The 25,773-nt window shown below is 64.0% G+C and carries 24 protein-coding genes and 1 pseudogene; 21 read left to right on the top strand and 4 right to left on the bottom strand.

Translation table 11 applies throughout. The features are described from left to right. Positions 1–192 precede the first annotated feature (192 nt). Entirely contained in the window at positions 193–684 is a 492-nt protein-coding gene (locus NHH88_15915) for a LamG domain-containing protein (protein USX17351.1), read from the top strand. 123 nt (positions 685–807) lie between these two features. Then, positions 808–1,989 (top strand): galactose mutarotase, encoded by a 1,182-nt coding sequence (locus NHH88_15920; GenBank protein ID USX17195.1) that lies wholly within the window; start codon positions 808–810, stop codon positions 1,987–1,989. Between the two features lie 45 nt (positions 1,990–2,034). On the opposite strand, the gene NHH88_15925 is transcribed toward NHH88_15920, so the two are convergent. Further along, a complete protein-coding gene (locus tag NHH88_15925; GenBank protein USX17196.1) occupies positions 2,035–2,784 on the bottom strand; it encodes an SDR family oxidoreductase in 750 nt (249 codons plus the stop codon). Between the two features lie 113 nt (positions 2,785–2,897). On the opposite strand from NHH88_15925, the gene NHH88_15930 reads away from it, so the two are divergent. The 6 genes from NHH88_15930 to NHH88_15955 all read left to right on the top strand — a co-directional run bounded on the left by NHH88_15930 (position 2,898) and on the right by NHH88_15955 (position 7,466). Then, positions 2,898–3,803 carry a LysR family transcriptional regulator gene (locus NHH88_15930; GenBank protein ID USX17197.1) on the top strand — a complete coding sequence of 302 codons (906 nt, stop codon included), beginning with the start codon at positions 2,898–2,900 and terminating at the stop codon, positions 3,801–3,803. Positions 3,804–3,948: 145 nt separating this feature from the next. Further along, the gene (locus NHH88_15935; protein USX17198.1) at positions 3,949–4,893 is read left to right on the top strand and encodes a dihydrodipicolinate synthase family protein; all 945 of its coding nucleotides are present in this window, start codon (positions 3,949–3,951) and stop codon (positions 4,891–4,893) included. A 107-nt stretch (positions 4,894–5,000) separates the two neighbouring features. After that, positions 5,001–5,699, top strand: a complete 699-nt coding sequence (locus tag NHH88_15940; GenBank protein USX17199.1) for a GntR family transcriptional regulator — start codon at positions 5,001–5,003, stop codon at positions 5,697–5,699. 158 nt (positions 5,700–5,857) lie between these two features. Next, a complete protein-coding gene (locus tag NHH88_15945; protein ID USX17200.1) occupies positions 5,858–6,133 on the top strand; it encodes a hypothetical protein in 276 nt (91 codons plus the stop codon). Positions 6,134–6,136: 3 nt separating this feature from the next. After that, entirely contained in the window at positions 6,137–6,661 is a 525-nt protein-coding gene (locus NHH88_15950) for a DNA-binding protein (GenBank protein USX17201.1), read from the top strand. A gap of 163 nt (positions 6,662–6,824) precedes the next feature. After that, the gene (locus NHH88_15955; protein ID USX17202.1) at positions 6,825–7,466 is read left to right on the top strand and encodes an HAD-IA family hydrolase; all 642 of its coding nucleotides are present in this window, start codon (positions 6,825–6,827) and stop codon (positions 7,464–7,466) included. Between the two features lie 15 nt (positions 7,467–7,481). Here the strand turns inward: NHH88_15955 and NHH88_15960 are convergent, their stop codons facing one another. Beyond that, positions 7,482–8,351, bottom strand: coding sequence for a phytanoyl-CoA dioxygenase family protein (locus NHH88_15960; GenBank protein ID USX17203.1), 870 nt, complete (start codon positions 8,349–8,351; stop codon positions 7,482–7,484). Positions 8,352–8,566: 215 nt separating this feature from the next. Here NHH88_15960 and NHH88_15965 point away from each other — a divergent pair, with 215 nt between their 5' ends. Beyond that, positions 8,567–10,216 carry a mechanosensitive ion channel family protein gene (locus tag NHH88_15965; protein ID USX17204.1) on the top strand — a complete coding sequence of 550 codons (1,650 nt, stop codon included), beginning with the start codon at positions 8,567–8,569 and terminating at the stop codon, positions 10,214–10,216. A gap of 7 nt (positions 10,217–10,223) precedes the next feature. Here NHH88_15965 and NHH88_15970 read toward each other — a convergent pair whose 3' ends face one another. After that, on the bottom strand, positions 10,224–11,513 hold the full coding sequence (locus NHH88_15970) for a hemolysin family protein (protein USX17205.1): 1,290 nt from the start codon (positions 11,511–11,513) through the stop codon (positions 10,224–10,226). Positions 11,514–11,579: 66 nt separating this feature from the next. Continuing rightward, positions 11,580–12,197, bottom strand: coding sequence for an exopolysaccharide biosynthesis protein (locus NHH88_15975; protein USX17206.1), 618 nt, complete (start codon positions 12,195–12,197; stop codon positions 11,580–11,582). Between the two features lie 252 nt (positions 12,198–12,449). Between NHH88_15975 and NHH88_15980 the strand changes: the two genes are divergently transcribed. The 12 genes and pseudogenes from NHH88_15980 to NHH88_16035 all read left to right on the top strand — a co-directional run bounded on the left by NHH88_15980 (position 12,450) and on the right by NHH88_16035 (position 25,761). After that, complete coding sequence (locus NHH88_15980) at positions 12,450–13,310, top strand: AraC family transcriptional regulator (protein USX17207.1); 861 nt, start codon at positions 12,450–12,452, stop codon at positions 13,308–13,310. A gap of 23 nt (positions 13,311–13,333) precedes the next feature. Beyond that, positions 13,334–13,909, top strand: coding sequence for a gluconate 2-dehydrogenase subunit 3 family protein (locus tag NHH88_15985; GenBank protein USX17208.1), 576 nt, complete (start codon positions 13,334–13,336; stop codon positions 13,907–13,909). Between the two features lies 1 nt (position 13,910). Further along, a complete protein-coding gene (locus NHH88_15990; GenBank protein USX17209.1) occupies positions 13,911–15,650 on the top strand; it encodes a GMC family oxidoreductase in 1,740 nt (579 codons plus the stop codon). A gap of 9 nt (positions 15,651–15,659) precedes the next feature. Continuing rightward, the gene (locus NHH88_15995) at positions 15,660–16,520 is read left to right on the top strand and encodes a sugar phosphate isomerase/epimerase (GenBank protein USX17210.1); all 861 of its coding nucleotides are present in this window, start codon (positions 15,660–15,662) and stop codon (positions 16,518–16,520) included. 12 nt (positions 16,521–16,532) lie between these two features. Further along, positions 16,533–18,023 carry a sugar ABC transporter ATP-binding protein gene (locus NHH88_16000; protein ID USX17211.1) on the top strand — a complete coding sequence of 497 codons (1,491 nt, stop codon included), beginning with the start codon at positions 16,533–16,535 and terminating at the stop codon, positions 18,021–18,023. Further along, positions 18,001–19,002, top strand: a complete 1,002-nt coding sequence (locus NHH88_16005; protein USX17212.1) for an ABC transporter permease — start codon at positions 18,001–18,003, stop codon at positions 19,000–19,002. The genes NHH88_16000 and NHH88_16005 overlap by 23 nt, the downstream gene beginning before the upstream one ends. A 30-nt stretch (positions 19,003–19,032) precedes the next feature. After that, a complete protein-coding gene (locus NHH88_16010) occupies positions 19,033–19,983 on the top strand; it encodes a substrate-binding domain-containing protein (GenBank protein ID USX17213.1) in 951 nt (316 codons plus the stop codon). A 163-nt stretch (positions 19,984–20,146) separates the two neighbouring features. Then, positions 20,147–21,202: a sugar phosphate isomerase/epimerase gene (locus tag NHH88_16015; protein USX17214.1), complete on the top strand. Its 1,056-nt coding sequence runs from the start codon at positions 20,147–20,149 to the stop codon at positions 21,200–21,202. A 1-nt stretch (position 21,203) separates the two neighbouring features. Beyond that, positions 21,204–22,361, top strand: a complete 1,158-nt coding sequence (locus tag NHH88_16020) for a Gfo/Idh/MocA family oxidoreductase (protein ID USX17215.1) — start codon at positions 21,204–21,206, stop codon at positions 22,359–22,361. Between the two features lie 153 nt (positions 22,362–22,514). After that, positions 22,515–22,793 (top strand): antitoxin of toxin-antitoxin stability system, encoded by a 279-nt coding sequence (locus NHH88_16025; GenBank protein ID USX17216.1) that lies wholly within the window; start codon positions 22,515–22,517, stop codon positions 22,791–22,793. Next, a pseudogene (locus NHH88_16030) lies at positions 22,790–23,076 on the top strand (type II toxin-antitoxin system RelE/ParE family toxin). The gene NHH88_16025 and the pseudogene NHH88_16030 overlap by 4 nt, the downstream one beginning before the upstream one ends. A gap of 210 nt (positions 23,077–23,286) precedes the next feature. Continuing rightward, positions 23,287–25,761, top strand: a complete 2,475-nt coding sequence (locus NHH88_16035) for an alginate lyase family protein (GenBank protein USX17217.1) — start codon at positions 23,287–23,289, stop codon at positions 25,759–25,761. The last annotated feature ends 12 nt before the right edge of the window (positions 25,762–25,773 follow it).

Consider the following 25,773-nt stretch of genomic DNA (forward strand, 5'->3'; position numbering starts at 1 on the left):
ACGGCCACCATCACCAAGGGGCAGGCGCGGGTGACCAAGTCGTTTGTTGTCACGGTCCGCAAGCTGGGCGGCATGATCGCCCACTACACCTTCGACGGCAACCTTGGCGATGCGACCGGCGCGTTTGGCGCAGGCACTGTCATCGGCGCGAAGATCGATGTCGGCGGCGGCAGCCTGGGCTACGAGGCGGGCATGAAGGGCAGCGCGGCCGTGTTCAACGGCGCGAGCGGCGTGCGCCTGCCGAATGGCCTGATCTCCAGCAACACCTACACGGTGGCCATGTGGCTCAAGCCGGCTCAGTTGACCGCGTTCTCCACCACGTTCTTCGGTGCCCGCACCGGCGACTCGTGGATCAGCCTGCTGCCGAAGGGCCATGACGGCGTCGGCGGCGCGACCATGCTGTGGTCGGGAACCGCCTGGTACGATGCCGGCCTGGGCATGAACATCCCGGTCGGACAATGGTCGCACGTGGCGTTCAGCGTCAAGAACGGCGGCGTCAACATCTACGTCAACGGCGCGAAGCGCTACAGCGGCGTGAACTTCCCCAATGTGTTCACCACCACCACCGGCGTGTTCGCGCTGGGCGTGAACTGGTGGGACGCGCCGTACAAAGGATCGATGGACGATCTGCGCATTTACGGTTCGGCGTTGACGGACGGAGAGATTTCCAGCATCGCGCGTTAAGTCCGGGATTTTTTTGTGCGGATGCCGGCCCTCCCGGGCGCCTGATGGCCGGCTCAGCAATTATCATAGGCATGGCCGGCATCCGCCGGCCGCCTCTTTTTTTAACGGACACCTTACCTACACATGACTATTTCCACCAGACCCGCCACGATTTTCCTGCTCAGCACCCTGGTCGGCCTCAGCGCCTGCAGCCAGATGCCATCCCGCGACGCCGCTGCGCCAGCCGGGGTGTCGTTGTCGCGCATGCCCTTCGGCACGCTGTCCAATGGCGCCAAGGTTGAAGCCATCGTCCTGAAAAACGCCGGCGGGTTGTCGGCCACCTTGATCTCCTATGGCGCCACGGTGCAGAGCCTGCGCTTCCCGGACAAACAGGGCAACGCCGCCGACCTGGCGGTTGGCTACGACACGCTGGCCGGCTATGAGACGACCCCGGGCTTCACCAACGTGACGGTGGGACGCTACGCCAACCGCATCGCCAACGGCACGTTCGCCATCGACGGCAAGAAGTTCGCGCTGTCGGTCAACGAGGCGCCCAACACGCTGCACGGCGGCGCGATCGGCTGGGACAAGCGCAACTGGGTGGTCAAGAGTGTCGAGCAGACCGCCGACAAGGCGTCGGTGACGTTTACGCTGACGTCGCCCGATGGCGACCAGGGCTTCCCCGGCACCGTGGTGGCCGACGTGACGTACGAGCTCAATAACAAAAACGACCTGACCATCCGCTACGGCGCCAAGACGGACAAGCCGACGGTGGTCAACGTGACCTGGCACAGCATGCTCAACCTGTCGGGCATCCCGGCCACGCGCCTGGCCACCGATGCCGAGGTGACCATCGAATCGGACGCCATCCTGCCCGTCAACCAGACCTTGATCCCGACCGGCCAGCCGCTGCCGGTGGCCGGCACGCCGTTCGACTTCCGCACCCCTGGCGTTGTCACCGAGCGCGTGCGCATGCAGCATCCCCAACTGGCGCTGGCCAACGGCGGCATCGATCACAACTATTTGATTCGCGGCGGCAAGACGGCCCAACCTAAGCCGGCCGTCAAGATCGAAGACCGCCACTCCGGGCGCGGCCTGACGATCGCCACCACCGAGCCTGGCATGCAGGTCTATACCGGCAATTTCCTGAAGGGCGAGGTGACCGGCAAGGGCGGCCAGAAGCTGACCAAGTACCAGTCCATCAGCTTCGAGGCGCAGGGCTATCCCGACAGCCCGAACCAGTCGGCCTTCCCGACCACGCGCGTGGACCCGGGCCGCGACTACTCGCAGACCACGGTGCTGCATTTCTATACGCTCGATAAGTAATCCCCCAGGCGCCGCGCCGCCACGACCTGGCGGCGCGGCCCGTGCTTACAGCTGGCTCATGCCGCCATCGATGATCAGTTCGGTGCCGACGACGAAGGCGGCCTCGGGCGAGGACAGGTAGAGCACCGCGCCGGCGATCTCGTCCGGCGTACCGAAGCGTTTCAGCGGGATTTGTTGGGCGATGCCGGCGGCCATGTCGCTCAGTTGCGCGTCGGGCAGGCCCAGGCGGCCATACAAGGGCGTCGACACCGGCCCGGGGCTGATCACGTTGACGCGCACGCCACGCTCGAGCAGCTCGGCCGACAGCGTCTTGGCGAACGAGATCAGGGCGGCCTTGCTGGCGGCGTAGACCGACGAGTTGGGCATGCCGAGGTGAGCGTTGATCGAACCGTTCAGCACCACCGCAGCGCCGCGGCTGAACAGCGGCGTCAACGCCTGGATCGTGAAATACGCGCCTTTGACGTTGACGTTAAAGGTGTGGTCCCACAGCGCTTCGTCGATGTCGTCGAACGGCGCGAACTTGGCTACACCCGCATTGAGGAACAGCGCGTCGAGCGTGATGCCCTGTTCCTTCAACGTGGCGGCCAGCGTTGCGGCATCCTTGATATCGCCTTGGTCGTTGCGCACGGCGATCGCGGCTTCGCCCAATTGCTGGCGGGCTGTTTCCAGGGTGACTGGATCGCGTCCGGTGATGATGACGCGCGCGCCTTCGCTGGCGAATCGCATGGCGGTCGCCAGGCCGATGCCGCTGTTGCCGCCGGTGACGAGGACTGTCTTGTTTTCAAAGCGTTTCATGGTGGTTCTCCAATAAAGAGTGGGTGTGTAGCCACTATAGGATTAATCATCCGAGCAATCAAAGCCTCGGATATTGGTGCTATATTCAGGTTTTCTGAATATTGGAGGCTGACATGGACAGGTTGCGGGCGATGGAAGTGTTTGTTGAAGTGGTGCGCAAAAACGGCTTCGCGCGGGCGGCCGACGCGCTCGATACATCGCCGGCCAATGTTACGCGCATCATCGCCGATCTGGAGAGCCACCTCGGTACGCGGCTGCTGAACCGCAGTTCGCGCAAGATGTCGCTGACCGAAAGCGGCGACGCGCTATACGAGCGCGCCAAGACCATCGTTGAGGATATGGCCGAGGTCGAAGCGATCGCGTCATCGACGTCGATGACGCCTCGCGGTCTGCTGCGGCTGAACGCGCCGCTCAGTTTTGGCGTGCTGCAACTGGCGCCGCTGTGGGGCAAGTTCATGGACGAGCACCCCGGCGTCGAGCTGGAGGTGGCGTTGAGCGACCGGGTGGTCGATATCGTCGAGGAGGGCTACGACATGGCGATCCGCATCTCGCGCTCCGGCTCGACATCGCATGCGGCGCGCAAGCTGGCGACGTCGCAAAATATCTGTTGCGCCGCGCCGTCCTACCTCGAAAAACACGGCGTGCCGAAGGTGCCGCAAGACCTCGCCGCGCACCGCTGCATCGGCTACCGCTACGCGGCCACCGCCGACGAGTGGCATTTCAGCGATCATCTGGGACAGGCGGACGTGGTCAAGGTCAACTGCCCCATGCATACCAATAACGGCGACACGGCGAGGGCCGTGGCCGTCGCTGGGGGCGGGGTCATCTGGCAGCCGACCTTTTTGATCGGCGCCGACTTGAAAGCGGGGCGGTTGGTGCGCGTGTTGCCGGACTACCATTTGCCCGATATCGACGTGCTGGCGGTGTATCCGAGCCGGCGCCACCTGAGCGCCAAGGTGCGCGTGATGATCGACTTCTTGGCGGAGGAGTTTTCCGGTATTCCGCCTTGGGATCGATAGGTAGGTTAGAGGAATTTTCATAAAAATCAAAGACTTGTATTTATTTGGCCAAGTCTTTATTTTTCAGATTGTATAAAATATCCAAAGGGATTATGATTCATGGGTCAGTTTTCCCCCATTCCAACGCCTATCTAAAGGAAGCACCATGAGCGACAACATCTTCACCGGCACCATTCCGGCCCTGATGACTCCCTGCACCCCCGAGCGCACCCCCGACTTCGACGCGCTGGTGAAGAAGGGCCGCGAGCTAGTCGACCTCGGTATGAGCGCGGTGGTGTATTGCGGCTCGATGGGCGATTGGCCGCTGCTGACCGAAGCGCAGCGCCAGGAGGGTGTGGCGCGCCTGGTCGGCGCCGGTGTGCCGACCATCGTCGGCACCGGCGCGGTCAATTCGAAGGAGGCGGTGTCGCACGCCGCGCACGCCGCCAAGGTGGGCGCGAGCGGCCTGATGGTGATTCCACGCGTGCTGTCGCGCGGCGCCTCGCCGGCGGCGCAAAAGGCGCACTTCGAGGCCGTCCTGTCGGCCGCGCCCAAGCTGCCGAGCGTGATCTACAACAGCCCGTACTACGGCTTCGCCACGCGCGCCGACCTGTTCTTCGAACTGCGGGCCAAGCACTCCAACCTGATCGGCTTCAAAGAGTTCGGCGGCGCGGTCGATCTGCGCTACGCGGCCGAGCACATCACTAGCCAGGACGAGAACGTCACGCTGATGGCCGGCGTCGATACGCAGGTGTTCCATGGCTTCGTCAACTGCGGCGCAACCGGCGCCATTACCGGCATCGGCAACGCGCTGCCGCGCGAAGTGCTGCAACTGGTCGCGCTGTGCCGCAAGGCCGCCAACGGCGACGTCACCGCCCGCCGCCAGGCGCGCGAGCTGGAATCGGCGCTGGCCGTGCTGTCGTCGTTCGACGAGGGCACCGACCTGGTGCTGTTCTACAAGTACCTGATGGTGCTCAACGGCGACAAGGAATACACCTTGCACTTCAACGAGACCGATGTGCTGAGCGACAGCCAGCGTCGCTATGCCGAGATCCAGTATGGCCTGTTCCGCACCTGGTACGCCGGCTGGTCGAAAGAGGTCGCCGCCTAAGGTTTCCGGCCGCGCGCCGGATATGTTCCGGCGCAGGCGACAATATAATTTATACTGCCGCCTGCAAAGTTCGGGCGCCTGCCCGGACACCTGACCGAAAGCCCGCCATGAGTTCCACCGTTACCGCCGCCAAGGCCGCAGTTCCGCGCTTCGCCGTGACCACCGTCGCCGAGCAGGCGGCGGATGCGCTGCGACGCAAGATCATGGCTGGCGACCTGCCGGAGGGATTCCAGCTGCGACAGGACGCGCTGGCGGCCGAATTCGGCATCAGCCGGATTCCGGTGCGCGAGGCGCTGGTGCAGCTCGAAGGCGAAGGCCTGGTCAGGATCGTTCCCCACAAGGGCGCCGTGGTGTCCGAGTTGTCGATCGCCGAGATCAATGAACTGTTCATGCTGCGCGGCCTGCTTGAGCCGCTACTGCTGAAGAAGTCCGCGCCCAAGCTCACGCAAGCCGACTTCGCCGAAATCGACGCCATCCTGGCCGAGTATAAGCAAGAATTACACGCACAGCATCCAACCCGTTGGGGCGAGCTGAACACGCGCCTGCACGACCTGCTGATGTCGCGCGCGGAGCAGCCCCGCACCATGGCCATCGTCGCCGGCTTGTTGCAGCAGACCGACCGCTACACGCGCCTGCAATTGTCCCTGAGCGTCGATAGCTGCCGGCGCGCCGAGGAAGAGCACGCCGAACTTGTGCGCCTGTGCAAAGTCGGCGAGGTGAGGGCGGCGGCCAGCCTGCTGAAGCGGCATATCGACCACGCGGCCGCCGAGCTGGAGCGCTTCATCGTGTCGCGCCGGCGGCCGTAGCGCGACAAAGCCTCCTGAAGCAGCATCGATTTGATTCTGTCTCAACCTCCGCGTCATCACAATAGCTGAAAATTCGGTACAGGCTGTGCGAAAACCCAGGCCTGGGCTCAGGTTGTCACTTGACAACCTGAGCCCACGTCCTATACTGGAGATCACCGATGATCCGTCCCTCCCATCCCAATAAGGACATCGAGGATGCTCTCCGACACGCTGAAAAACAGGGATGGCGCGTTGAGGTTGGCGGCGGCCATGCTTGGGGGCGAATTTACTGTCCATACAACGATCGCGAGTGCCGTTGCGGCGAATTTTGTATCGCGTCGGTATGGTGCACGCCGAAGAATCCTGGCAACCACGCGCGTGCCTTGCGGCGGGTCGTTGACGGTTGCACGGTGCGCCGCAGGGAACAGCAAGCAGCCAACGATGCCGAGGATTGACAAATGGAATACACTTTTACGTTGAAGTATCAGCTCACCGATGATGACCCTGATGCCGATAAGTTGGTCGAGCGCCTAGGCGAGGAAGGCTGCGACGATGCCTTGGTCGGGATCGGTCAACCGGGCCGGCTGGCACTGGAATTCACACGCGACGCCGACAACGCGGACGTTGCCGTGCGCAGCGCATTGGCCGACGTGCGCAGAGCTATCCCTTCGGCGACGTTGATCGAGGTTGCCCCGGATTTGGTTGGATTGACAGACGTGGCTGAATTGGTGGGCGTGTCACGGCAAAACATGCGCAAGCTGATGTTGACTTACCCGGGCAGTTTCCCGGCGCCGGTACATGAAGGCAGTTCTTCGATATGGCATTTGGCGGACGTGTTGGCTTGGCTGCAGGCCAAGGGCGGCTACACGTTGACGCAAGATGTGCTCGAAGTGGCTAACGTCGCGCTGCAGGTCAATGTAGCGAAGGAAGGGCAGCGGTTATTGCATTGCGGTTCGGAGGAGCTAAAGGCGTTGGTTGGGTGAGCTCTTACCGTGCTCCTGAACATACACTAGCCTTCGTAGCACGGCCCGTGACCCAGTATTCGATACTGCGGAGAAAATCATTCTGATATGGCATGATTGGCGGTCCATTATCTTTCTAAGGCTGCGCATGACCATCACCCACCTCATCTCCGACTGCGACGGCGTGCTGATCGACAGTGAAGCCATCGCCCTGCAGGCGCTGGCCGACTTTCTCGCGCCGATCGCCGGCGACCGCGAGCGTGTGTTGCCACTGATCCGTCCACGGCTCGGCCTGAAACTCGAAGCGCTGGTACTGGGCGTGTGCGCCGAACTGGGCCTGCCGGAACCGAGCGCCGCCGATCTGGCCGTCATGCGCGGGGTGGTCGAGGCCGAATGCGACCGCAAGGCCGAGCCGGTGCCCGGCGTCCAGGCCGCGCTGCGCGCCATCGCGCTGCCCAAGGCCGTCGCCAGCAACAGCCGCTTGGTGCGCGTGCAGGGGCTGCTGGAGCGCACCGGGCTGATCTCCCTGTTTGACGGCGGCCTCTACACGGCCGATATCGCGGGCCGGCCGAAACCCGATCCGGCCGTCTACCTGATGGCGGCCGCCGGCATGGGCGCACGTGTCGCCGACTGCATCGTCGTCGAGGACAGCATCACCGGCGTGCACGCGGCCGTGGGGGCCGGCACCGTCGTGTTGGGCTTTACCGGCGGTCCGCACAGCCCGCCGGACCAGCCCGAACGGCTGCGAGAGGCCGGCGCCCGACTGGTGTTCGGCTCGATGGCCGAACTGCCGGAATTGGTGGAGGGATTGCGTCGGCAATCTTGAGCATGGCTCGCGCGCTTAGCCAGCCATTCCCATCCGTTCACCTGGCGACACGCCGGTCAGCAGACCCGCGATGGTGTGCTCCTGCACGATAGGATCGAGCGTGTCGACCACGCGGCAGGTGATGTGGCGGCGCACCGCCTCCGGCAAGCTGTCGTAATAGCCGCGCGTCAGTTGCAGGTCGTGCTTGTCGGCGTTGCGGGCGTCCGGCGCGTCGACGCCCAGCACGAACACCGGACGCGATTTGTCGGACTGGTTTGCCGTGCCGCGATGGATGGTCAACGCCGAGCGCGCCGAAATGTCGCCCATCTTGGCCAGCTTGCGCTGTGCCAGCGCCTCGTAGCGCGGCCATAAATCGCGCGCCGGGAACATCGAGTCGCCGCCGGCCAGGTCGTCCCACTGTGTGCCGGGGGCGATTTCGAACGGACCCATGTCCTCGGTCACGTCCACCGTTGTGATGTTGAACGCCAGCGAATTGAGGCGCCGGCCCTTCAGCGTCGCCTCCGGCGTGGGAAAGTCGCGGTGCCAGGGCTGGTGCAGCGCGCCGGGACCGGGAACGTCGAAGCCGGCTTCGACGATACGATAATCGGGTCCCAGGATGGCGCGGCAGACCGCCACCACCCACGGGTGCGTGACGATGTCGATAAAGCCGCTGAGGCGCTCCGGGTGGATCTCGACATAATAGCGGTTGGGCCCGCGACCGAGGGCGCCGCCCGGGCGGGCCAGCGCTTCCTGGAACAGCACGGCGATATCCGCGCCCAGTTGGCGCACCCACTCACGGGTGAAGGCGCCTTTGCAGGCGATAAAGCCGTCGCCGTACAGGCCGCTCATGATGGCGGCTTCGCTGTAATCGGCCGACGCCGAGGACTTGAGCTGGTCTGGATCCATGATGGCCTCCTGTTTGCGATGTTGTCACGGATTATTGTAGACAATCGGGCCAATGGGCGCGGCACGGCTGAACCGTCCACCCGCAGGACCGGTGCTCTTTGTGCGGTAACGTACAGCGGGCTGGCCGAGAGACTTTTATCATTGACGGCCGACATGTCGAGTTCCGCGCTTTACGCGCGGAAACTACATGCAACAGGCATAGGAGTCGTTCTTAGATGCGTTTTATTCCCACTTTCCTGATTTGGCTTGTGCTCGCGCTGTCCGCGCCGCTGGCCGTCGCGGCATCGCCCGCCAAGCCCGCCGCCGAGGCGCCGGCCGTTCCCGCCGACACGCTCGGCCGCGAGACCCCGCGCTCGATGGTCGCCGGGCTGATCGGCGCCTTGGCCGAACTCGATTACGACCGCGCCGCCCAGTTCTTCGATCTGCCCGCGCCGACCAGCAACCGGCAACAGCGCACCGCCGCCAGCCAGGCGCGCGCATTCCATGCGCTGCTCGACGATAACGGCTCGCTCAAGCCGTTCGCCGCCTTGTCGAACGTCGACACGGGCAGGCTGGACGACGATCTGCCGGCCGACGAGGAAAATATCGGTGAAATCACGTTGCAGGGCAAGGAAGTGCCGATTCTGCTCACGCGCGGCCAGGACGGCGACAGGCAGGTGTGGCGCATCTCGAAAGAGACGCTGGCGCTGACGTCGGCGGCGATCAAGCTGGCGCCGGTGGTGCAGGCGCCGCCGAAGAACGAATGGTTTGTCGCCGGCGCGCCCCTCAAGGACTGGGGCGTGCTGCTCGGGCTGGGCGTGGTGGTGTTCGGCGGCTTGTGGCTCGTTTCCGTCATTTGCGTGACCGTCATCCGCCGGCTGGTCGCCGATCCGGCCGCCAGCAGCGGCTACCGCTTCGCCGAGGCGGCGCTGCCGCCACTGAGCCTGCTGATCGCCGTCGGCGTCTTCTACAACTGGGCCGACGCGCTGCCCGTGTCCATCGTCGCGCGCCAGAATCTGCTGCGCTACACCGGTGTCATCACCGCCATCGCGGTGGTGTGGTTCGGCCTGCGGCTGGTCGACGGCATCGCCGACCTCGCCGTCGCGCGCATGCAGCGCCACCAGCGCCGCCAGATCGTCTCCGTCATCATCCTGGCGCGGCGCACGGTCAAGTTCCTGCTGCTCGCGTTCGCCGGCATCGGCATACTCGGCACCTTCGGCATCGATGTCACCACAGGGATCGCGGCGCTGGGTATCGGCGGTATCGCGCTGGCGCTGGGCGCCCAGAAGACCGTGGAGAATCTGGTCGGCAGCGTCACCATCATCGCCGACCGCCCGCTACAGGTGGGCGACTTCGTCAAGGTCGGCGACGTGGTCGGGACGGTGGAGGACGTCGGCATCCGCTCGTCGCGCATCCGCACCGGCGAGCGCACCGTGGTGACCGTTCCCAACGGCGACCTGTCCGCGCGCCAGATCGAGAACTACGCCGAGCGCGACCGCTTCCTGTTCAATCCGGTGATCGCCATTTCCTACGGCACCACGTCGGCCAAGCTGCGCGAGGCCATCACCATCGTCCAGCAGGTGCTGGCCACGCATGACAAGATGGCGGAGGGCGCTCGCGCCCGGCTGGGCAACATCACCGACCGCGCCTTCAATATCGAGGTGTTCTCGTATATCGACGTCCCGGACTTCGACACCCAGGTGGTCATCCGCGAAGAGCTGTTGCTGACGATCTACGAACGGCTGGAAGCGGCCGGCATCGGCCTGGCGTTCCCGGCCCAGACCGTTTTCTACGCGCCGCAGCGCGCGGCGGCGACGGAAATGCCCACGCCGGTCGGGATAGGGGTGACCGCCGCGCGTAACAGCTTCGCCAAATCGGTGATGTAACAAGCGCTCAAGCGGGTGAGGGCGGCGGGAAGGCCATCACCTTGTCGATGCGCTTGTCGTCCATGTCGACCACCTCCAGCCGCCAGCCTTCCCAGTCCGCATGGTCGCCGGGCATCGGGACTTTCCCCAGCAGTAGCATCATCATGCCGCCGAGCGTGTGGTAGCGCGCCTTGTCCTCTTCCGGCACCGCCTTCAGCGCGAGGCGGTCCTTCATCTCCGGGATCGGAATCGCGCCGTCCAGCAGCCACGAGCCGTCCTCGCGCCGCACCGCCCACGCGGCTTCGGCGTCGCGCGGCGCGAATTCGCCGGTGACCGCTTCGAGCAGGTCGTGCAATGTCACGATGCCCTGGATCTCGCCATATTCATTGACAACGAAGACCATCTGCGCCTGGTTGCCACGGAACCGGTCGATCAGCTCCATGCCGGTCAACGTTTCCGGCACATGGATGGCGGGATGCGCGCTGGCGGCGTAATCCGGCGCCCTCCCTTGTGCGACGGCGGCGAGCGCCTGCTTGGCGTGGATCACGCCCAATATCTTGTCCAGGCCGCCATCGCAGACGGGGAAGCGCGTGTGCTCCGATTCGATCAGGCGGCGCAGGTTCTCCTCCGACGGCAAATTGACGTCGATGAACACGACGTCGGCGCGCGGCACCATCAGCGAACCGAGCTGGCGGGCGTCGAGCCGGAAGACATTGCGCAGCATCTCATGTTCGTGTTGCTCGATAACGCCGGTCTCCGAGCCTTCCTCCAGCATGTCGTGGATTTCCTCCTGGGTCACGCCGTGCCCGGCGTTTTGATTCACGCCCATCACCCGCAGCACGAGGCGGGTCGACAGCGAAAGCAGGGCGACAAACGGGCGCGTCGCCACCGCCAGGACCCGCATCGGCCGTGCGACCAGCCGCGCGATCGGCTCGGGCGCGATTTGCCCCAGGCGCTTGGGCACCAGCTCGCCGATGACAATGGAGATATAGGTCACCACCAGTACCACCACGGCGGTGGCGCCGATGCCGGCGCTGGCCGCCGCGACGCCCAGTGAGCGCAGCCACAGCGCCAGCGGGGCGGCCAGCACCGCCTCGCCGACAATGCCGTTGAGCAGGCCGATGGACGTGATGCCGATCTGAACGGTGGACATGAGATCGGTGGGATCGCCGCCGAGTTCGAGGGCGGTCGTGGCGGCGTTATCGCCTTCGGACGCCAGCCTTTTCAAGCGGGCTTTGCGGGCTGTGACCAGGGCGATCTCGGACATCGCGAACACGCCGTTGAGCACGCTGAGGCCGATCAGTATCAGGATTTCCATGGCTTCCCCCGAATCGAGCATACCAAAAAGGGATGGATGCGGGAGCCGCCATGGACGAAGCAGGGGCTAGACGAGCACTTGCGCGATCATGAAAACAGTCGCTTTGACGATACCCCAGATGACGCCGGAAACGACCACGGCGGCAGCGGCGGCGGCCACCACCCCGGTTGCGATCGCAAAGCCGTCGCGCTCGAGCAACCCCAGTGCGAGCAGGCTGATGGACAGGGCGGGCAACATGTTCCCCAGCGGGATGGGTAGCACCAGGACCAGCGCCAGCAGCAGGCACACCAGGCCGATCACGTACTCGCATGGCGGCAGCGCCAGAACGCTGATGCGTGGACGCAGCAGCTTCTCCGCCCGTTCCAGCCAAGGAATAACGCGCCGCATCATGCCGTGGAAGTCGGCGCGCGCCATGGAGCGCCGGCTGATGATTCCCGGCAGCCACGGCCGCATGCCGAAGGTCAGCTGCGCGGCGAGGAACACCAGGGGAGCGCCCAATATGGCCGACGTGCCGGGCGGCACCGGCAAGATATTGGGAAAAGCGAAAATGAACAACAGCGCGCCGGTGGCGCGGTCGCCCAAGGCGTTCAACAGGTCGCCTACGGCGATCCTGTCCCGCGACGTATCGTCGGCCAACAGGCGCAATAGTTGGGAAAGTGCGGGGCCGTCGCCTGCGCAACTCATATGTTGGACTTCATTGTTCAAGGGAAAGGTAGAGTGAACTCCGTCCGATTGTGGCGTTGGAACCTTAAGACCCTATTAATGACGTGGGGAAGGCCGCTGTTGTGACAAATTCCAACAACGCCGACAGGGTGCGGTTGGCGCTTCGAGAATTTTTGACTTGCCGATTTCGTTATAAATTTTTCCGATTTTTTATTACTTTCCCGGCATTGTCGATGCTACCATTCTCGCCAGACTAGCGAATGGCGAACGGCGATGAGCACGAGGATGATCAGGATGGGCATGGTGGTGGCCACCAGCGATACCGAAAAGGAAAAGCACCAAATTTTCCTGGCCGGTGACGGCGCCGCGCCGACGTCCGATTGCACCGACTTTTTTTACCGCCACGGCATCTCCACCCCCAGCGTCCTGTTCGACGATTTGCAGGATACTTATTATTTCGCCAAGAATCGCGCCGGCCAGTTCGTCTGGGGCAACCGATTGTTGCAGGAACAGCATTCCCTTTCCAGCGTAAAGGACATCATCGGCAAGTCCGACCATGACTTCTTCCGCCGCGACATCGCCGACCGCATCCGCGCCGACGATTTGCAGGTGATGGAAAGCGGCGCCGCCGTCAAAAACAAGCTGGAAGTCATCGATGGCAACAACGGCGCGCTGACCTGGCTGTTCACCACCAAGGCGCCGGTGCGCGACCGCCACGGCGAGATCGTCGGCGTCGAGGGCTTCAGCCGCGACGCCCAGCGCTCGCAGGAAGCCATCGCCCCGTTCCACGTGTTCAAAAGCTGCATCGAATACCTGCAAGCGCACCTGACCGAGGATATCGGCATCGAACACCTGGCCAGCCTGTCGTGCATGTCGCTGTCCACCTTCGAGCGCAAGTTCAAGCAGCATTTTTCGCTGACGCCCAAACAGTACATCCTGCGCATGAAAATCCACGAGGCCTGCCGCCTGTTGCCGGGCGCGCACAGCATCGCGCGCGTGGCGGTGGAGACGGGCTTTGGCGGACAGAGTTATTTCACCAAGATTTTCCGTAGCGTGGTCGGCATCACGCCTAAACAGTATCAGCTGTCCTTGCTGGCCTCAGGGCGGGCGGGAACGGTCCGAAGGAGTAGTTGAACCTAAGAGGCATTGGAGGAGACATGTTGCAAGCACAACGAGAGATCGACGGACGCAGATCCGCTCTCATCAAATTAGCCGGCCTGTGTGGCCTGGCATTGTCCGGCGACGCCCTGGCGGCGCTGGCCGCTTCCGCCAAGGCGCCCGCCGCGCCTGAGTTGTTGTCGGCCGAGGCGCTGGCGCTGACGGCCGTGCTGGCCGAGCACATCATCCCGGCGACCGACACGCCCGGCGCGCTGGCCGTCGGCGCGCACCGCACCATCGACCATATGTTGATGGTGTGCGCCACCGCGTCCGAGCAGCAGAGCTTTATCGCCGGCCTGGAGCGCGTGGACGCCATCGCGCTGGCGACCGACGGCAAACGCTTCCGCGTTTTGCCGGCCAAGCGCCGCGTCGCGCTGCTGCAGGCCATCGATGGCGGCGCGGCGCCGTTCACCGGCGAAGACCAGCGGTTTTTCCGAACGTTGAAGTCCTACACGCTGTTCGCCTACTACACCTCGGAGGCCGGTTCGACGCTCGAACTGGCGTATCTGCCGGTGCCCGGAGGCTTCAAAGGCAACTTCCCCCTTCGTAAAAACACCAGGACCTGGGCGATCTGACATGAGCCAAACTTCAACGTTCTATATCAAGCAAAGCGCCGAACAGTTCGACGTCATCGTGGTCGGCTCCGGCATCACCGGCGGCTGGGCCGCCAAGGAAATGTGCGAGCGCGGCCTGCGCACGCTCATGGTCGAACGCGGCCGTCCGGTCGAGCACCGCAGCGACTACATCGGCGAAGGCGTCGACGAGTGGAAGCTCCCCAACCGCGGCCTGGTCGAGGAAAAGCTGGCGGCGGACCAGTTCGCCGAGCAGCGCAAATGCTACGCTTTCGACGACCACACCAAGCACTTCTTCAACAACGACCGCGACATGCCTTACAGCACGCCGGAAGGCAAGCCCTTCAGCTGGATACGGGGCAACCAGCTGGGCGGCAAATCGTTGCTGTGGGCGCGCCAGTCCTACCGCTGGAGCGACCTCGACTTCGAGGCCAACGCCAAGGACGGCCACGGCGTCGACTGGCCGATCCGCTATGCCGACCTGGAATCCTGGTACACCCATGTCGAGCGCCACGTTGGGATCAGCGGCGCAAAGGAAAACCTGGATGTTTTGCCGGACAGCGAGTTCCTGCCGGCGTTCGAATTCAACACGGTCGAGGCGGCGCTGAAGAAGAAGTTCGACGCCAGCTTCGCCCCGGCCCGCATGATCATGGGCCGCTGCGCCCACCTCACCCAACCCAACGAGAAGCATCTGGAAATGGGGCGCGGCAGCTGCATGGCGCGCAGCATGTGCAATCGCGGCTGTTCCTTCGGCGCGTATTTCTCGACGCAAAGCTCGACCTTGCCGGCCGCCGCAGCCACCGGGCGCCTGAGCATCGCCACCAACGCCATCGTCCACAGCGTGCTCTACGACGCCAAGACGAACCGCGCCACCGGGGTGCGGGTGATCGACGCCGAGACCATGGAAACGCGCGAGTTCTACGCCAAGGTGGTGTTCCTGTGCGCCTCGACCCTGGGCAGCACGCAGGTCTTGCTGAACTCGACCTCGGAGGCGTTCCCGACCGGTTTGGGCAACTCGTCCGGCGTGCTGGGCCACTACCTGATGGACCATCTGTTCGGCGCCGGCGCCTCGGGCCGCGTCGAGGGCTACGAGAACGATTATTACTCCGGCCGCCGTCCGACCGCGCCTTACATTCCGCGCTTCCGCAACGTGCGCGAGCAGCATCCCGGCTTCCTGCGCGGCTATGCGCTGGCGGGCGGCGCCGCGCGCGAAGGCTGGGCGGACCAGGGCCGCAAGCCGGGCTTCGGCAAGGACTACAAGGCCATGATACGCAAGCCCGGCCCATGGCATTTTGGCCTGTACGGCCAGGGCGAGATGCTGCCGCGCTATGAAAACATGGTCAGCCTGCATCCGACCAAAAAGGACAAATGGGGCATGCCGCAGCTGCACATCGACTGCACCTATTCGCCCAACGACGACAAGATGCGCGAAGACATGGCCGACACCGCCGCCAACATCCTCGAATCGCTGGGCGTCAAGGACGTCCGGAAATCGATCAAGACGACCGAGCAATGGGCGCCGGGCTTGTCGATCCATGAAATGGGCACGGCACGCATGGGGCGCGATCCGAAGACCTCGATGCTCAACGGTTACAACCAGGCGCACGATGTACCGAATCTGTTTGTGACCGACGGCGCCAGCATGAGCTCCAGCGCCTGGCAAAACCCGTCGCTGACCTTCATGGCGCTCACCGTGCGCGCCTGCGCCTACGCGGATGAACAACTCAAACTTGGCAAACTCTAAGGAATAACAATGAAAACATACCAACGCAAGGCCTTGGCATTATCCCTGACGCTGTGCTTCACCCTGGGCGCCGCAACCGCGCAGGCGGCCACCAGCCCGCTGCTGGGCGTGCAATTGTGGTCGGTCAAGGACGAGGTCAAGCAGGACTTCGAGGGCACCCTGGACAAGCTGGCCAAACTGGGCTTCCAAGGCGTCGAGTTTGCCGGCGAGTTCGGGAAGTACAAGGCTGATCCGGCTGGCTTGAAGGGCTTTCTGAGGAAGAAGGGCCTGCAATGCGCCGGCGCCCACATGCGCGTCGACCAGCTCAACGCGGCCAACTTCAAGGCCACCACCGACTTCTACAAGCAGCTCGGTTGCGACCATCTGATCATTTCGATGGACGACCGGGCCGCCAGCAAGGAGGGCTCGACCGAACTGGCGAGGGAACTGAGCGCCTTGTCGGTCAAGCTGGACGCGCAGGGCTTCAAGCTGGGCTATCACAACCATGAAGCGGAGATGTTGGGCGACAAGGGCCAGACCAATTGGGATCTGCTGGCCAAGAACACGCCCAAGAATTTCATCCTGCAGCAGGACGTGGGCTGGACCACCTATGCCGGCAAGGACCCGATCGACTTCGTGAAAGAGTATCCGGGCCGCACCGTGACCACCCACTACAAGGCCAAGTTCGTCAAGGGCACCGAGGGCGTCAGCATCATCGGCCAGGACAAGACCGACTGGGCCGGCCTGACCAAGGCGGTGCGCAGCGTCGGCGGCACCAAGTGGATCATCGTCGAGCAGGAGGAGTATCCGAACGGCATGGGCCAGCTGGAATCGGTGGCGGCCTCGATGCGCGGCCTGCAAGCGGTGTTGGCCAAGCTGCCGGCGCGGTAACCAGGGAACTCCATGAGCTTGTCAGTACATTTTCAACACATCGTCAAGGAGTTCGGCCCCGTGCGCGTGCTGCACGGGGTCGACTTCGCGCTCGAGCCCGGCCGCGTCTACGGCCTGCTGGGCGAGAACGGCGCCGGCAAGTCGACCTTGATGAAGATCCTGGCCGGCTACGAACGGCCCACCGGCGGCCAGTTGCTGATCGACGGCTTGGCGCGCGACTTCGCCGACGCGCGCCAGGCGGAGGCGCTGGGCATCGCGCTGATCCACCAGGAATTCAACCTGGCCGAGCATTTGACGATCACGCAAAATATTTTCCTCGGTCACGAAAAAACCACCGGCTGGCTGCTGGACACCAAGGCCATGCGCGCGGGCGCCGCCGCCTGCCTGGAGCAGGTTGGGCTCAACGTCAGTCCGGACACCAAGGTGGCCGACCTGATCGTCGCAGAGAAGCAACTGGTGGAAATCGCCAAGGCGCTCAGCCGCAAGGCGCGCCTGCTGATCATGGACGAGCCGACCGCCAGCCTGTCGTCGGGCGAAACGCGCAAGCTGTTCGAGTTGATGGCGCGGCTCAAGTCCGAGGGCGTCACCATCGTCTACATCTCGCACAAGCTCGACGAGATGGAGGCCAACACCGATGAGGTGGTCGTGATGCGCGATGGCCGCTTTGTCACCCGCGCGGTGACGGCCGACATCGACCGCCACCAGATGGCCAACCTGATGGTGGGGCGCGACGTGTCGGACATGTTCGTTGCCAAGCAATTGCCGGCAGCGGACGCGAAGGCGCTGCTCAAGGTCGAGGGCCTGAGCGTGCCGGGCTGGGTGCGCGACCTGAGCTTCGAGGTGCGCGCCGGGGAAATCCTCGGCTTCGGCGGCCTGGTCGGCGCCGGCCGCACCGAGGCTTTCGAAGCCTTGCTTGGTCTGCGTCCGCGTTCGTCGGCGCGGATCGAGATCGACGGTAAGCCCGTGGACATCCGCAATCCGCGCCAGGCCATGCTGCACGGCCTGACCTACCTCAGCGAAGACCGCAAGGGCAAGGGCCTGCACGTCGACCTGGGCCTGCGCGAGAACCTGACGATGATGACGCTGGAGCGCGACTCCAAGCCATGGCTGGACCTGAAGGGCGGCCGCGCCGCGCTGGACAAGGCGATCACCGATTTCGGCATCCGCCTGCGCGACATCGACTGCAAGGCCGGCTCGCTGTCCGGCGGCAACCAGCAAAAACTGGCGCTGGCGAAATACCTGCACAGCGATCCGCGCGTGGTGGTGCTCGACGAGCCGACCCGTGGCGTCGACGTCGGCGCCAAGCGCGATATTTACCAACTGATCCACCGCCTGGCGGCCGAGGGCAGGGCCGTCATCGTCATCTCGTCCGAGCTGATCGAATTGATCGGCCTGTGCCACCGTGTGGCCATCCTGCACGGCGGCAAGCTGCAAGCGATGCTGGACCACGACCATCTCACCGAAGAAGAATTGATCTCCCATGCAACCGACACCCACCACTAAAGTTCCCTTCGCGCTGCCAGGACTGTCGCGCTTCCGGGGCTACGGCCCCGTTGTGGCGCTGATCCTGCTGTGCATCGCGGGCGGCCTGTTGAATCCCGACTTCGCCACCGTCGAGAACATGATGAACGTGCTGACACGCACCGCCTTCATCGGCATCATCGCGGTCGGTATGACTTTCGTTATCGTCTCCGGCGGCATCGACCTGTCGGTAGGTTCGATGGCGGCGCTGATCGCCGGCGCCATGATCATGGTGATGAACGCCGCCGCCGGTTCGGTGCAACCGCTCGACCCGGTCACCACGGTGCTGCTGGGCTGCGCGCTCGCGCTGCTGATGGGCGGCGTACTGGGCGGCGCCCATGGCCTGCTGGTCACGCGCGGACGCATAGAGCCCTTCATCGCCACCTTGGGCACGCTGGGCATCTTCCGCGCCACCTTGACTTACCTGTCCGACGGCGGCGCGCTGACCCTCGACAGCACCGTCTCCGACGTCTACAGCCCGGTCTACTACCAGAGCGTGCTGGGCGTGCCGATTCCGGTGCTGGTGTTCCTGCTGGTCGCCGTCGGCGGCGCGGTGATCTTGAACCGCACCGCGTTTGGCCAGCACGTGCAGGCCATCGGCTCCAATGAGCAGGTCGCCAGCTACGCTGCGATCCGCGTCGACAAGATCAAGGTGCTGACGTATCTGTTGCTGGGCGTGTGCGTGGCGATCGCAACGATTCTTTACGTGCCGCGCCTGGGCTCGGCAACGCCCACCACCGGCATCCTGTGGGAGCTGGAGGCGATCGCCGCCGTCGTCGTCGGCGGCACCTCGCTCAAGGGCGGATCGGGACGCATCATGGGCACCGTCATCGGCGCCATCCTGCTGTCGGTCATCGGCAATATCGTCAACCTGACCAGCATCATCAGCGTCCACCTGAACGCCGCGGTACAGGGCGTGGTCATCATCACCGTCGCCTACATGCAGCGCGGCCGCCGTTAATTCGCCGTTTATTTTTAGATAGGGAACACAATGATCACAATGAAACGCATCGTTGGCGCCTGCCTGCTGGCAGTGGCAGCAGGATCGGCCATCTCCGCTGAAAAAGTCACCCTCGGCGTGGCGATCCCGACCGCCACCCACGGCTTCACCGGCGGCATCGTCTGGTGGGCCAACCAGGCCAAGAAGGAGCTGGAGGCGGCGAACCCGACGCTGAAGATCATCATCAAGACGGCCGCCAGCACGCCGGACCAGGCCAACCAGCTGCAGGACATGCTGGTGGTGAACAAGATTAATGCGCTGGTGATCTTCCCGCTGGAGTCGGCCTCGCTGACGCAGCCGGTGACGCAGCTGAAAAACAAGGGCGTCTACGTCACCGTGGTCGATCGCGGACTGACCAATCCGGCGGCGCAAAACGCCTATGTGGCGGGCGATAACACCGCCTTCGGCAAGCTGCCGGCCGAATACCTGGTCAAGAAGCTGGGCGGCAAGGGCAATATCGTCGTACTGCGCGGCATGCCCAGCACCCTGGACAACGAGCGGGTGGACGCGTTCAGCGCAGTGATGAAGGCCAATCCGGGCATCAAGGTGCTCGACACCAAGTACGGCAACTGGAACCGCGACGACGCCTTCAAGGTCATGCAGGATTACCTGACCCGCTTCAAGCAGATCGACGCGGTCTGGGCGGCCGATGATGATATGGCCATCGGCGTGGTCAAGGCCATCGAGCAAGCCAAGCGCACCGACATCAAGGAGGTATTCGGCGGCGCCGGCGCCAAGACCGCCGTGAAGAAAATCATGGACGGCGACAAGCTGATCCAGGCCAACGTTTCGTATTCGCCGAAGTTCATCTACGACGCCATCAAGATGACCGCCAACGCCCGCCTCAAGGGCGAAGCACTGCCGGCCAAGACCGTCATTCCATCGGTACTGATCACGCGTGAGAACGCCAAGCAGTTCTATTTCGCCGATTCGCCGTATTAATCCAAGACCGCGAAATTAAACGACCAACGGCGCCACGTAGGGCGGATTAGGCGGAACGCCGTAATCGGCCATCCATGCGCCCTCGACGGCGCAACCATGGCCGATTACGCTGCGCTAATCCGCCCTACGGGAGCGGCGTTATCACCTTACGCAGGAGTTCAGTATGAAAACCATCAAGGGACCAGCCATCTTCCTGGCGCAGTTCATGGGCGATGACGTCCCGTTCGACAGCCTCGAGAATTTGGCCGGCTGGGCCTCGGGCCTCGGCTATAAAGCCATCCAGCTGCCGTGCGATCCGCGCCTGTTCGATCTGGAGCAGGCCGCCGACAGCCAAGCCTATTGCGACGACATCGTCGCTTTGCTGGCCTCGCATGGCTTGCAGATTTCGGAACTGTCGACCCATTTGCAGGGCCAACTTGTCGCCGTGCATCCGGCCTACGACGCGCTGTTCGACGGCTTCGCGCCGGCGCATGTCCGGGGCGATCCTGTCGCGCGCCAGGCCTGGGCGGTCGATCAGTTGCTGCGCGCCGCGCGCGCCTCCAAGCGCCTGGGCCTGGCGGCCCACGTGAGCTTCTCCGGCGCGCTGGCCTGGCCGTACTTGTATCCGTGGCCGCAGCGCCCGGCCGGACTGGTCGAGGAAGCCTTCGCCGAACTGGGCCGCCGCTGGCTGCCGATCCTCAACGCCTTCGAGGATGCCGGCGTCGACGTTTGCTACGAACTGCATCCCGGGGAGGACCTGCACGACGGCGTCACCTTCGAGCGCTTCCTCGACGCGGTGGGCGGCCACAAGCGCGCCAACATCCTGTACGACCCGAGCCACTTCGTGCTGCAACAGCTGGACTACCTGGCCTTCATCGACATCTACCACGATCGCATCAAGGCCTTCCACGTCAAGGACGCCGAGTTCCGTCCCAACGGACGGCAAGGCGTGTACGGCGGCTACCTGGGCTGGCAGGAGCGGGCAGGGCGCTTCCGCTCGCTGGGCGACGGCCAGATCGACTTCAAGGCGATCTTCTCGAAGATGGCGCAATACGACTATCCGGGCTGGGCGGTGCTGGAATGGGAATGCGCGCTCAAGCATCCCGAGGACGGCGCGCGCGAAGGCGCGGACTTCATCCGCAGCCACATCATCCGCGTGGCTAGCCGGGCGTTTGACGATTTCGCCGGCAGCGGCGCGGACCTGCAACAGGTGCGCGCGTTGATGGGACTGGAGAACTGACATGAGTGTGCAACGACGACTTCGGCTGGGCATGGTGGGCGGCGGCGACGGCGCCTTTATCGGCGCGGTGCACCGCATCGCCGGACGCCTGGACGACTGTTATGAACTGGTGGCGGCCAATCTGTCCAGCAATCCGGAAAAGGCGGCGGCCAGCGCCGCCGGCCTGCGGCTCGGCTCGGGCCGCAGCTACGCGGACTACAACGAGATGGCGCGCGCGGAAGCGGCACGGCCGGACGGCATCGACGCGGTCGCCATCGTCACGCCGAACTATCTGCATGCGCCGATGGCGACGGCCTTCCTGGAAGCGGGCATCCACGTCATCTGCGACAAGCCGCTGGCGATCTCGCTGGCCGAGGGGGAGGCGCTGGCGGCGCTGGCGCGCGAACGCAACAAGATATTTGCGCTGACCCACGTCTACGCCGGCTATCCGATGGTGCGGCACGCCCGCGCGATGGTCGCGGCCGGCGAGATCGGCGAGATCCGGTTGGTGCACGTGGAATACCCGCAGGACTGGCTGGCCGAGGCGGCCAACCAGAGCGAGGACTACCAGCGCAACAACTGGCACAACGATCCGCTGCGTGCCGGCCCGAACGGCTGCCTGGGCGATATCGGCAGCCATGCCTATCATCTGGCGGGTTATGTCAGCGGCATGCTGCCGAATGAGATCCTGGCCGAGCTGCACGCGTTCACGCCCGGCCGCAAGCTGGACGACCATGTGCACGTGATGCTGCGCTATGCCAATGGTGCGCGCGGCATGCTGTGGAGCAGTCAGATGGCGACCGGCTGTGAAAACGGCCTGCGCCTACGCGTCTTCGGCACCAAGGCCAGCCTCAGCTTCGAGCAGGAGAACCCGAACGAGCTGTGGCTCACGCCGCAGGGCGGCTGCGCCCAGCGCCTGACGCGCGGCCGGGTACGCAGCGCGGCGGCCGATGCGGCCACCCGCGTGCCGTCCGGCCATCCGGAGGGGTATCTGGAAGCGTTCGCCCAGCTGTACCGCGATGCCGCCGCGCAGATCCATGCCATCGAAGCCGGACAGCCCATGCCCGAGCTGACCCAAGGCATGCCGGATGTAGGCGATGGCGTTGCCGGCCTGAAGTTCATGGACGCGGCCATGGAAAGCAGTCGGCAAGGCTCCCGCTGGATTAGAATTTCAGAGTAATCGCAATGCCACAGCCGGCTGTGGCCGACGTTTACCAGCCCTCTGTCATACGGTCTTTTGTCGTGATTGGCTTGGCGCCCGCCGCGCCTGAATACCTTGCAATGTAATGAAAACGTATATACTTAGTTCATACATTCAGTGAGGAGTCGATCTATGGCAAAGGAAGCTGTCTTTACGATGAAGCTTGAGCCGGAACTGCGCGCCGACTTCATGGCCGAGGCGGAGGCCGCCCACCGGCCTGCTTCGCAAATCTTGCGCGAGCTGATGCGTGAGTTTGTTCAACGTCAGCGGGAGGCGAGGGAATATGACGAGTTCTTGCAGCGCAAGGTTGATGCGGGGCGTGAAGCGATGCGCGCCGGTGTAGGACATTCCAATGACGAGGTTGAAGCCATGTTCGCCGCTCGGCGTGCACGTGGTAAGAGCGCGGTGTGAAAGTCATATGGACGCCTGACGCGCTGCAGGATCGCGCTGATATTTGGGATTACATTGCGGCCGACAATCTGCGCGGCGCCATCCATATGGATGAACTTTTCAGTTCCGCTGCCGACAGGCTGGCCGACCATCCAAAGTTGGGCAGGCCGGGAAAGATTCAAGGAACCCGCGAGCTTTGCCCCACGAAAGCTACTGCCTCGTCTATGAAATCAATGGTGAAACCGTGTGGGTGTTGGCCCTGGTCCACACTGCGCGTCGCTGGCCGTTGATCCGAGATCGATAGAACGGCTCCGCCCTCATCATTCAGCTGTGCGCGACCCACTGTGGGCTATTCTGCACACTATATATGAAATACATTGCTCTGTAGAAACGTTGCTGCCATAATTTAACAATTGAATGTGCGAGGTGTGGCCAAAGCGCCAACAATCACGCGCTGACTAGCGATGTTTACTTATGAGGGGTACCGATGACAAACGATTCAAGAGCATGGCCTATGAAAATCCGACGAGCGCCGGCTGATACATACACTGCGTCGCGCGTCTCGACGCTACGCAAATGCGTCGGCGTCGCCGCGCTGGTCGTATTGAACTCAACGGTACTCCCGGGTTACGCCGGCGCGGCCGAGACCCGCGTGTTCGCCCATCCGGGCACGCCGCTCACGCTGTCGGACCTTGCCGCGATCAAGGCGAAAGTCGATCAAGGCAAGGAACCATGGAAGTCGGGCTATCTGCAACTGGCCGGCGATGGCAGGTCGCGCCTCACCTACGGCATGGCCGGCCCCTTCGCGACGGTGAGCCGCGCGCCCCACGTCAATCTCAACGCATGGCGCAGCGACATGACCGCGATCGGTAACCTCTCGCGGATGTGGTATTTCACCGGGAACGAAGAGTATGCGAAGAAGGCGCGTTCGATCTTGCTGGCGTGGGCGACCACCCATACCGAGTTCTCCGGCCGCGAGTCGATGCTCGACTTGGGCGACTTCGCCTTCATGTTCGTCGGCGGCGCCGATATCCTGCGCGGCACTTGGCCGGGTTGGACCGAGGACGACACGACCGTGGTTAAGAAATACTTCAAAGACGTCCTGATGCCAGCATCGAACCCCTACGGCGAACATATGTTCGGCGCCGCCAACAAGGGTGGGCTGGCCCTGGTGTCCCTCGGCTTGCTGGCCATCTTCAACGACGACGCCGAGACGCTCGACAAGGTGGTCTCCCAAGTCCGTACGCTCGCCCACATCGGACTGCGCAATTCCAACGATATCGGCATGCTGGGCGACTCGCTGCGCGACCAGGGGCACGCGCACGGGCAGCTACTGTCGCTGGCGATGCTGGCCGAGGCGTTGTGGAAGCAGGGCATCGATATTTATTCCGATTTCGACGACCGCCTGCTGGCGGCGGGTGAATATTTCGCCCGGGTGAACGAGCTCGCGCCCACCCCGGCGCTGCCTTTCGGCACCACGGACGCCTACTACACCGCCGACAACACCAATCGCGGCTGGGGCGGCGGCAACATCGCGCTCAATCAGATTTACGGCGCCTACGTCGTCCGCAAGGGCATGCAAGCCCCCTTCATCACTCAACGACGCCAGTGGATGCCGGTCAGCGGCAGCAGTTTCATGTTCCTGAAGGACGCCGACGCGTCGACGGCGACGCCGGCTCCACCGTTGTCGATTCCCGCGACCGCCTCGGTCACCTCGGGATGGAGCAATATCGATATCGGCGGCGCCAGCCCGGCCGGATCGTCCACTTACGCCGACGGCAAATGGACAGTGAAGGGGGCGGGCAACGATATCTGGGGCTCGAGGGACGGTAACCACTTCGCCTACAAGGCCCTCACCGGCGACGGCGCCATCATCGCCAAAGTCGAATCGGTGCAGAACACGCACCCGTCCGCCAAAGCGGGTGTGATGATACGCACCAGCCTTGATCAAGGCGCCCCGCGTGCCTGGATGGCCGTCACCAACCGAATCCAGGCGGAACAGAATATGCCGAACCTGGCGGTGTACGGCGGCACCAACTACGGCAACAAGGCGCTCGCCATCGCCAGCTCCACGGCCTCGTATTGGGTCAAGCTCGAGCGCATCGGCAACGTTATCACCGGCTACATTTCGCCTGATGGCAGCAACTGGGCAGCCACCGACGTCGGCCGCATCCAGGGTCCGCTTCCCGATACGATCTACGCCGGGCTGGTGGTGTCCTCGCTCTCGAATGGCACGCTCAACACCTCCGTGTTCAGCAATGTCCAGATCACCGGCGGCGACGGCGCCGCGCCGGTCGTCATTCCCGCCGCCCCGGTCGCGCTGTTGGCCTCGTCCGGTGATGGCGCCGTGCCGTTGCGTTGGCAACGCTCCTTCGGCGCCACCAGCTACACCGTCATGCGCGCCACCTCCAGCGGCGGTCCCTACTCGACCATTGCGATGGACGTGACCGACGGCAGCTATGTCGACAAGTCGGTCGCCAATGGCACGACCTACTACTACACCGTGGTGGCCGACAACGCCGCCGGCAGCAGCGCTCCTTCCCCGGAGGACAGCGCCACGCCGGTGCGCCCGATGGTGAACGTGGCCACCGGCGGCACCGTCAGCGACAACTCGAACAACCCGTCCAACTCTTCCCGTGCCTTCGACCGCAATTCCGGGACGTCATGGTTCCACACCGGCACGACGGGCTGGATCCGGTACGATATCGGGCACGCCGAGACCGTCCGGCGCTATACGCTCATCAGCTCCGGCGACCTGGCCCCGCGCGATCCGAAAGACTGGCAGTTCCAGGGCTCCAACGACGGCCTCGCCTGGACCACGCTCGACACCCAAACCAACCAGGCGTTCGCCACCCGCCTCAAGCTGCAAAGCTACACGGTGGCAAGTCCAGGTGCTTATCGCTACTACCGGCTCAACATCACGGCCAACAACGGCGACACCACCTTCCTGGCGCTCGGCGAATTGGGCCTGCTCGTTTCCAGGCCGTAGTGAACCAGTGCG

This window comes from Oxalobacteraceae bacterium OTU3CAMAD1 (assembly GCA_024123915.1).
Taxonomy (GTDB): Bacteria; Pseudomonadota; Gammaproteobacteria; order Burkholderiales; family Burkholderiaceae_D; genus Rugamonas.

Coding starts and splice junctions, on each gene's coding strand:
- NHH88_15915 (USX17351.1), top strand. CDS start 193: ATGAAGGGCAGCGCGGCCGTGTTCAACGGCGCGAGCGGCGTGCGCCTG.
- NHH88_15920 (USX17195.1), top strand. CDS start 808: ATGACTATTTCCACCAGACCCGCCACGATTTTCCTGCTCAGCACCCTG.
- NHH88_15925 (USX17196.1), bottom strand. CDS start 2,784: ATGAAACGCTTTGAAAACAAGACAGTCCTCGTCACCGGCGGCAACAGC.
- NHH88_15930 (USX17197.1), top strand. CDS start 2,898: ATGGACAGGTTGCGGGCGATGGAAGTGTTTGTTGAAGTGGTGCGCAAA.
- NHH88_15935 (USX17198.1), top strand. CDS start 3,949: ATGAGCGACAACATCTTCACCGGCACCATTCCGGCCCTGATGACTCCC.
- NHH88_15940 (USX17199.1), top strand. CDS start 5,001: ATGAGTTCCACCGTTACCGCCGCCAAGGCCGCAGTTCCGCGCTTCGCC.
- NHH88_15945 (USX17200.1), top strand. CDS start 5,858: ATGATCCGTCCCTCCCATCCCAATAAGGACATCGAGGATGCTCTCCGA.
- NHH88_15950 (USX17201.1), top strand. CDS start 6,137: ATGGAATACACTTTTACGTTGAAGTATCAGCTCACCGATGATGACCCT.
- NHH88_15960 (USX17203.1), bottom strand. CDS start 8,351: ATGGATCCAGACCAGCTCAAGTCCTCGGCGTCGGCCGATTACAGCGAA.
- NHH88_15965 (USX17204.1), top strand. CDS start 8,567: ATGCGTTTTATTCCCACTTTCCTGATTTGGCTTGTGCTCGCGCTGTCC.
- NHH88_15970 (USX17205.1), bottom strand. CDS start 11,513: ATGGAAATCCTGATACTGATCGGCCTCAGCGTGCTCAACGGCGTGTTC.
- NHH88_15975 (USX17206.1), bottom strand. CDS start 12,197: ATGAGTTGCGCAGGCGACGGCCCCGCACTTTCCCAACTATTGCGCCTG.
- NHH88_15980 (USX17207.1), top strand. CDS start 12,450: ATGAGCACGAGGATGATCAGGATGGGCATGGTGGTGGCCACCAGCGAT.
- NHH88_15985 (USX17208.1), top strand. CDS start 13,334: ATGTTGCAAGCACAACGAGAGATCGACGGACGCAGATCCGCTCTCATC.
- NHH88_15990 (USX17209.1), top strand. CDS start 13,911: ATGAGCCAAACTTCAACGTTCTATATCAAGCAAAGCGCCGAACAGTTC.
- NHH88_15995 (USX17210.1), top strand. CDS start 15,660: ATGAAAACATACCAACGCAAGGCCTTGGCATTATCCCTGACGCTGTGC.
- NHH88_16000 (USX17211.1), top strand. CDS start 16,533: ATGAGCTTGTCAGTACATTTTCAACACATCGTCAAGGAGTTCGGCCCC.
- NHH88_16005 (USX17212.1), top strand. CDS start 18,001: ATGCAACCGACACCCACCACTAAAGTTCCCTTCGCGCTGCCAGGACTG.
- NHH88_16010 (USX17213.1), top strand. CDS start 19,033: ATGATCACAATGAAACGCATCGTTGGCGCCTGCCTGCTGGCAGTGGCA.
- NHH88_16015 (USX17214.1), top strand. CDS start 20,147: ATGAAAACCATCAAGGGACCAGCCATCTTCCTGGCGCAGTTCATGGGC.
- NHH88_16020 (USX17215.1), top strand. CDS start 21,204: ATGAGTGTGCAACGACGACTTCGGCTGGGCATGGTGGGCGGCGGCGAC.
- NHH88_16025 (USX17216.1), top strand. CDS start 22,515: ATGGCAAAGGAAGCTGTCTTTACGATGAAGCTTGAGCCGGAACTGCGC.
- NHH88_16035 (USX17217.1), top strand. CDS start 23,287: ATGAAAATCCGACGAGCGCCGGCTGATACATACACTGCGTCGCGCGTC.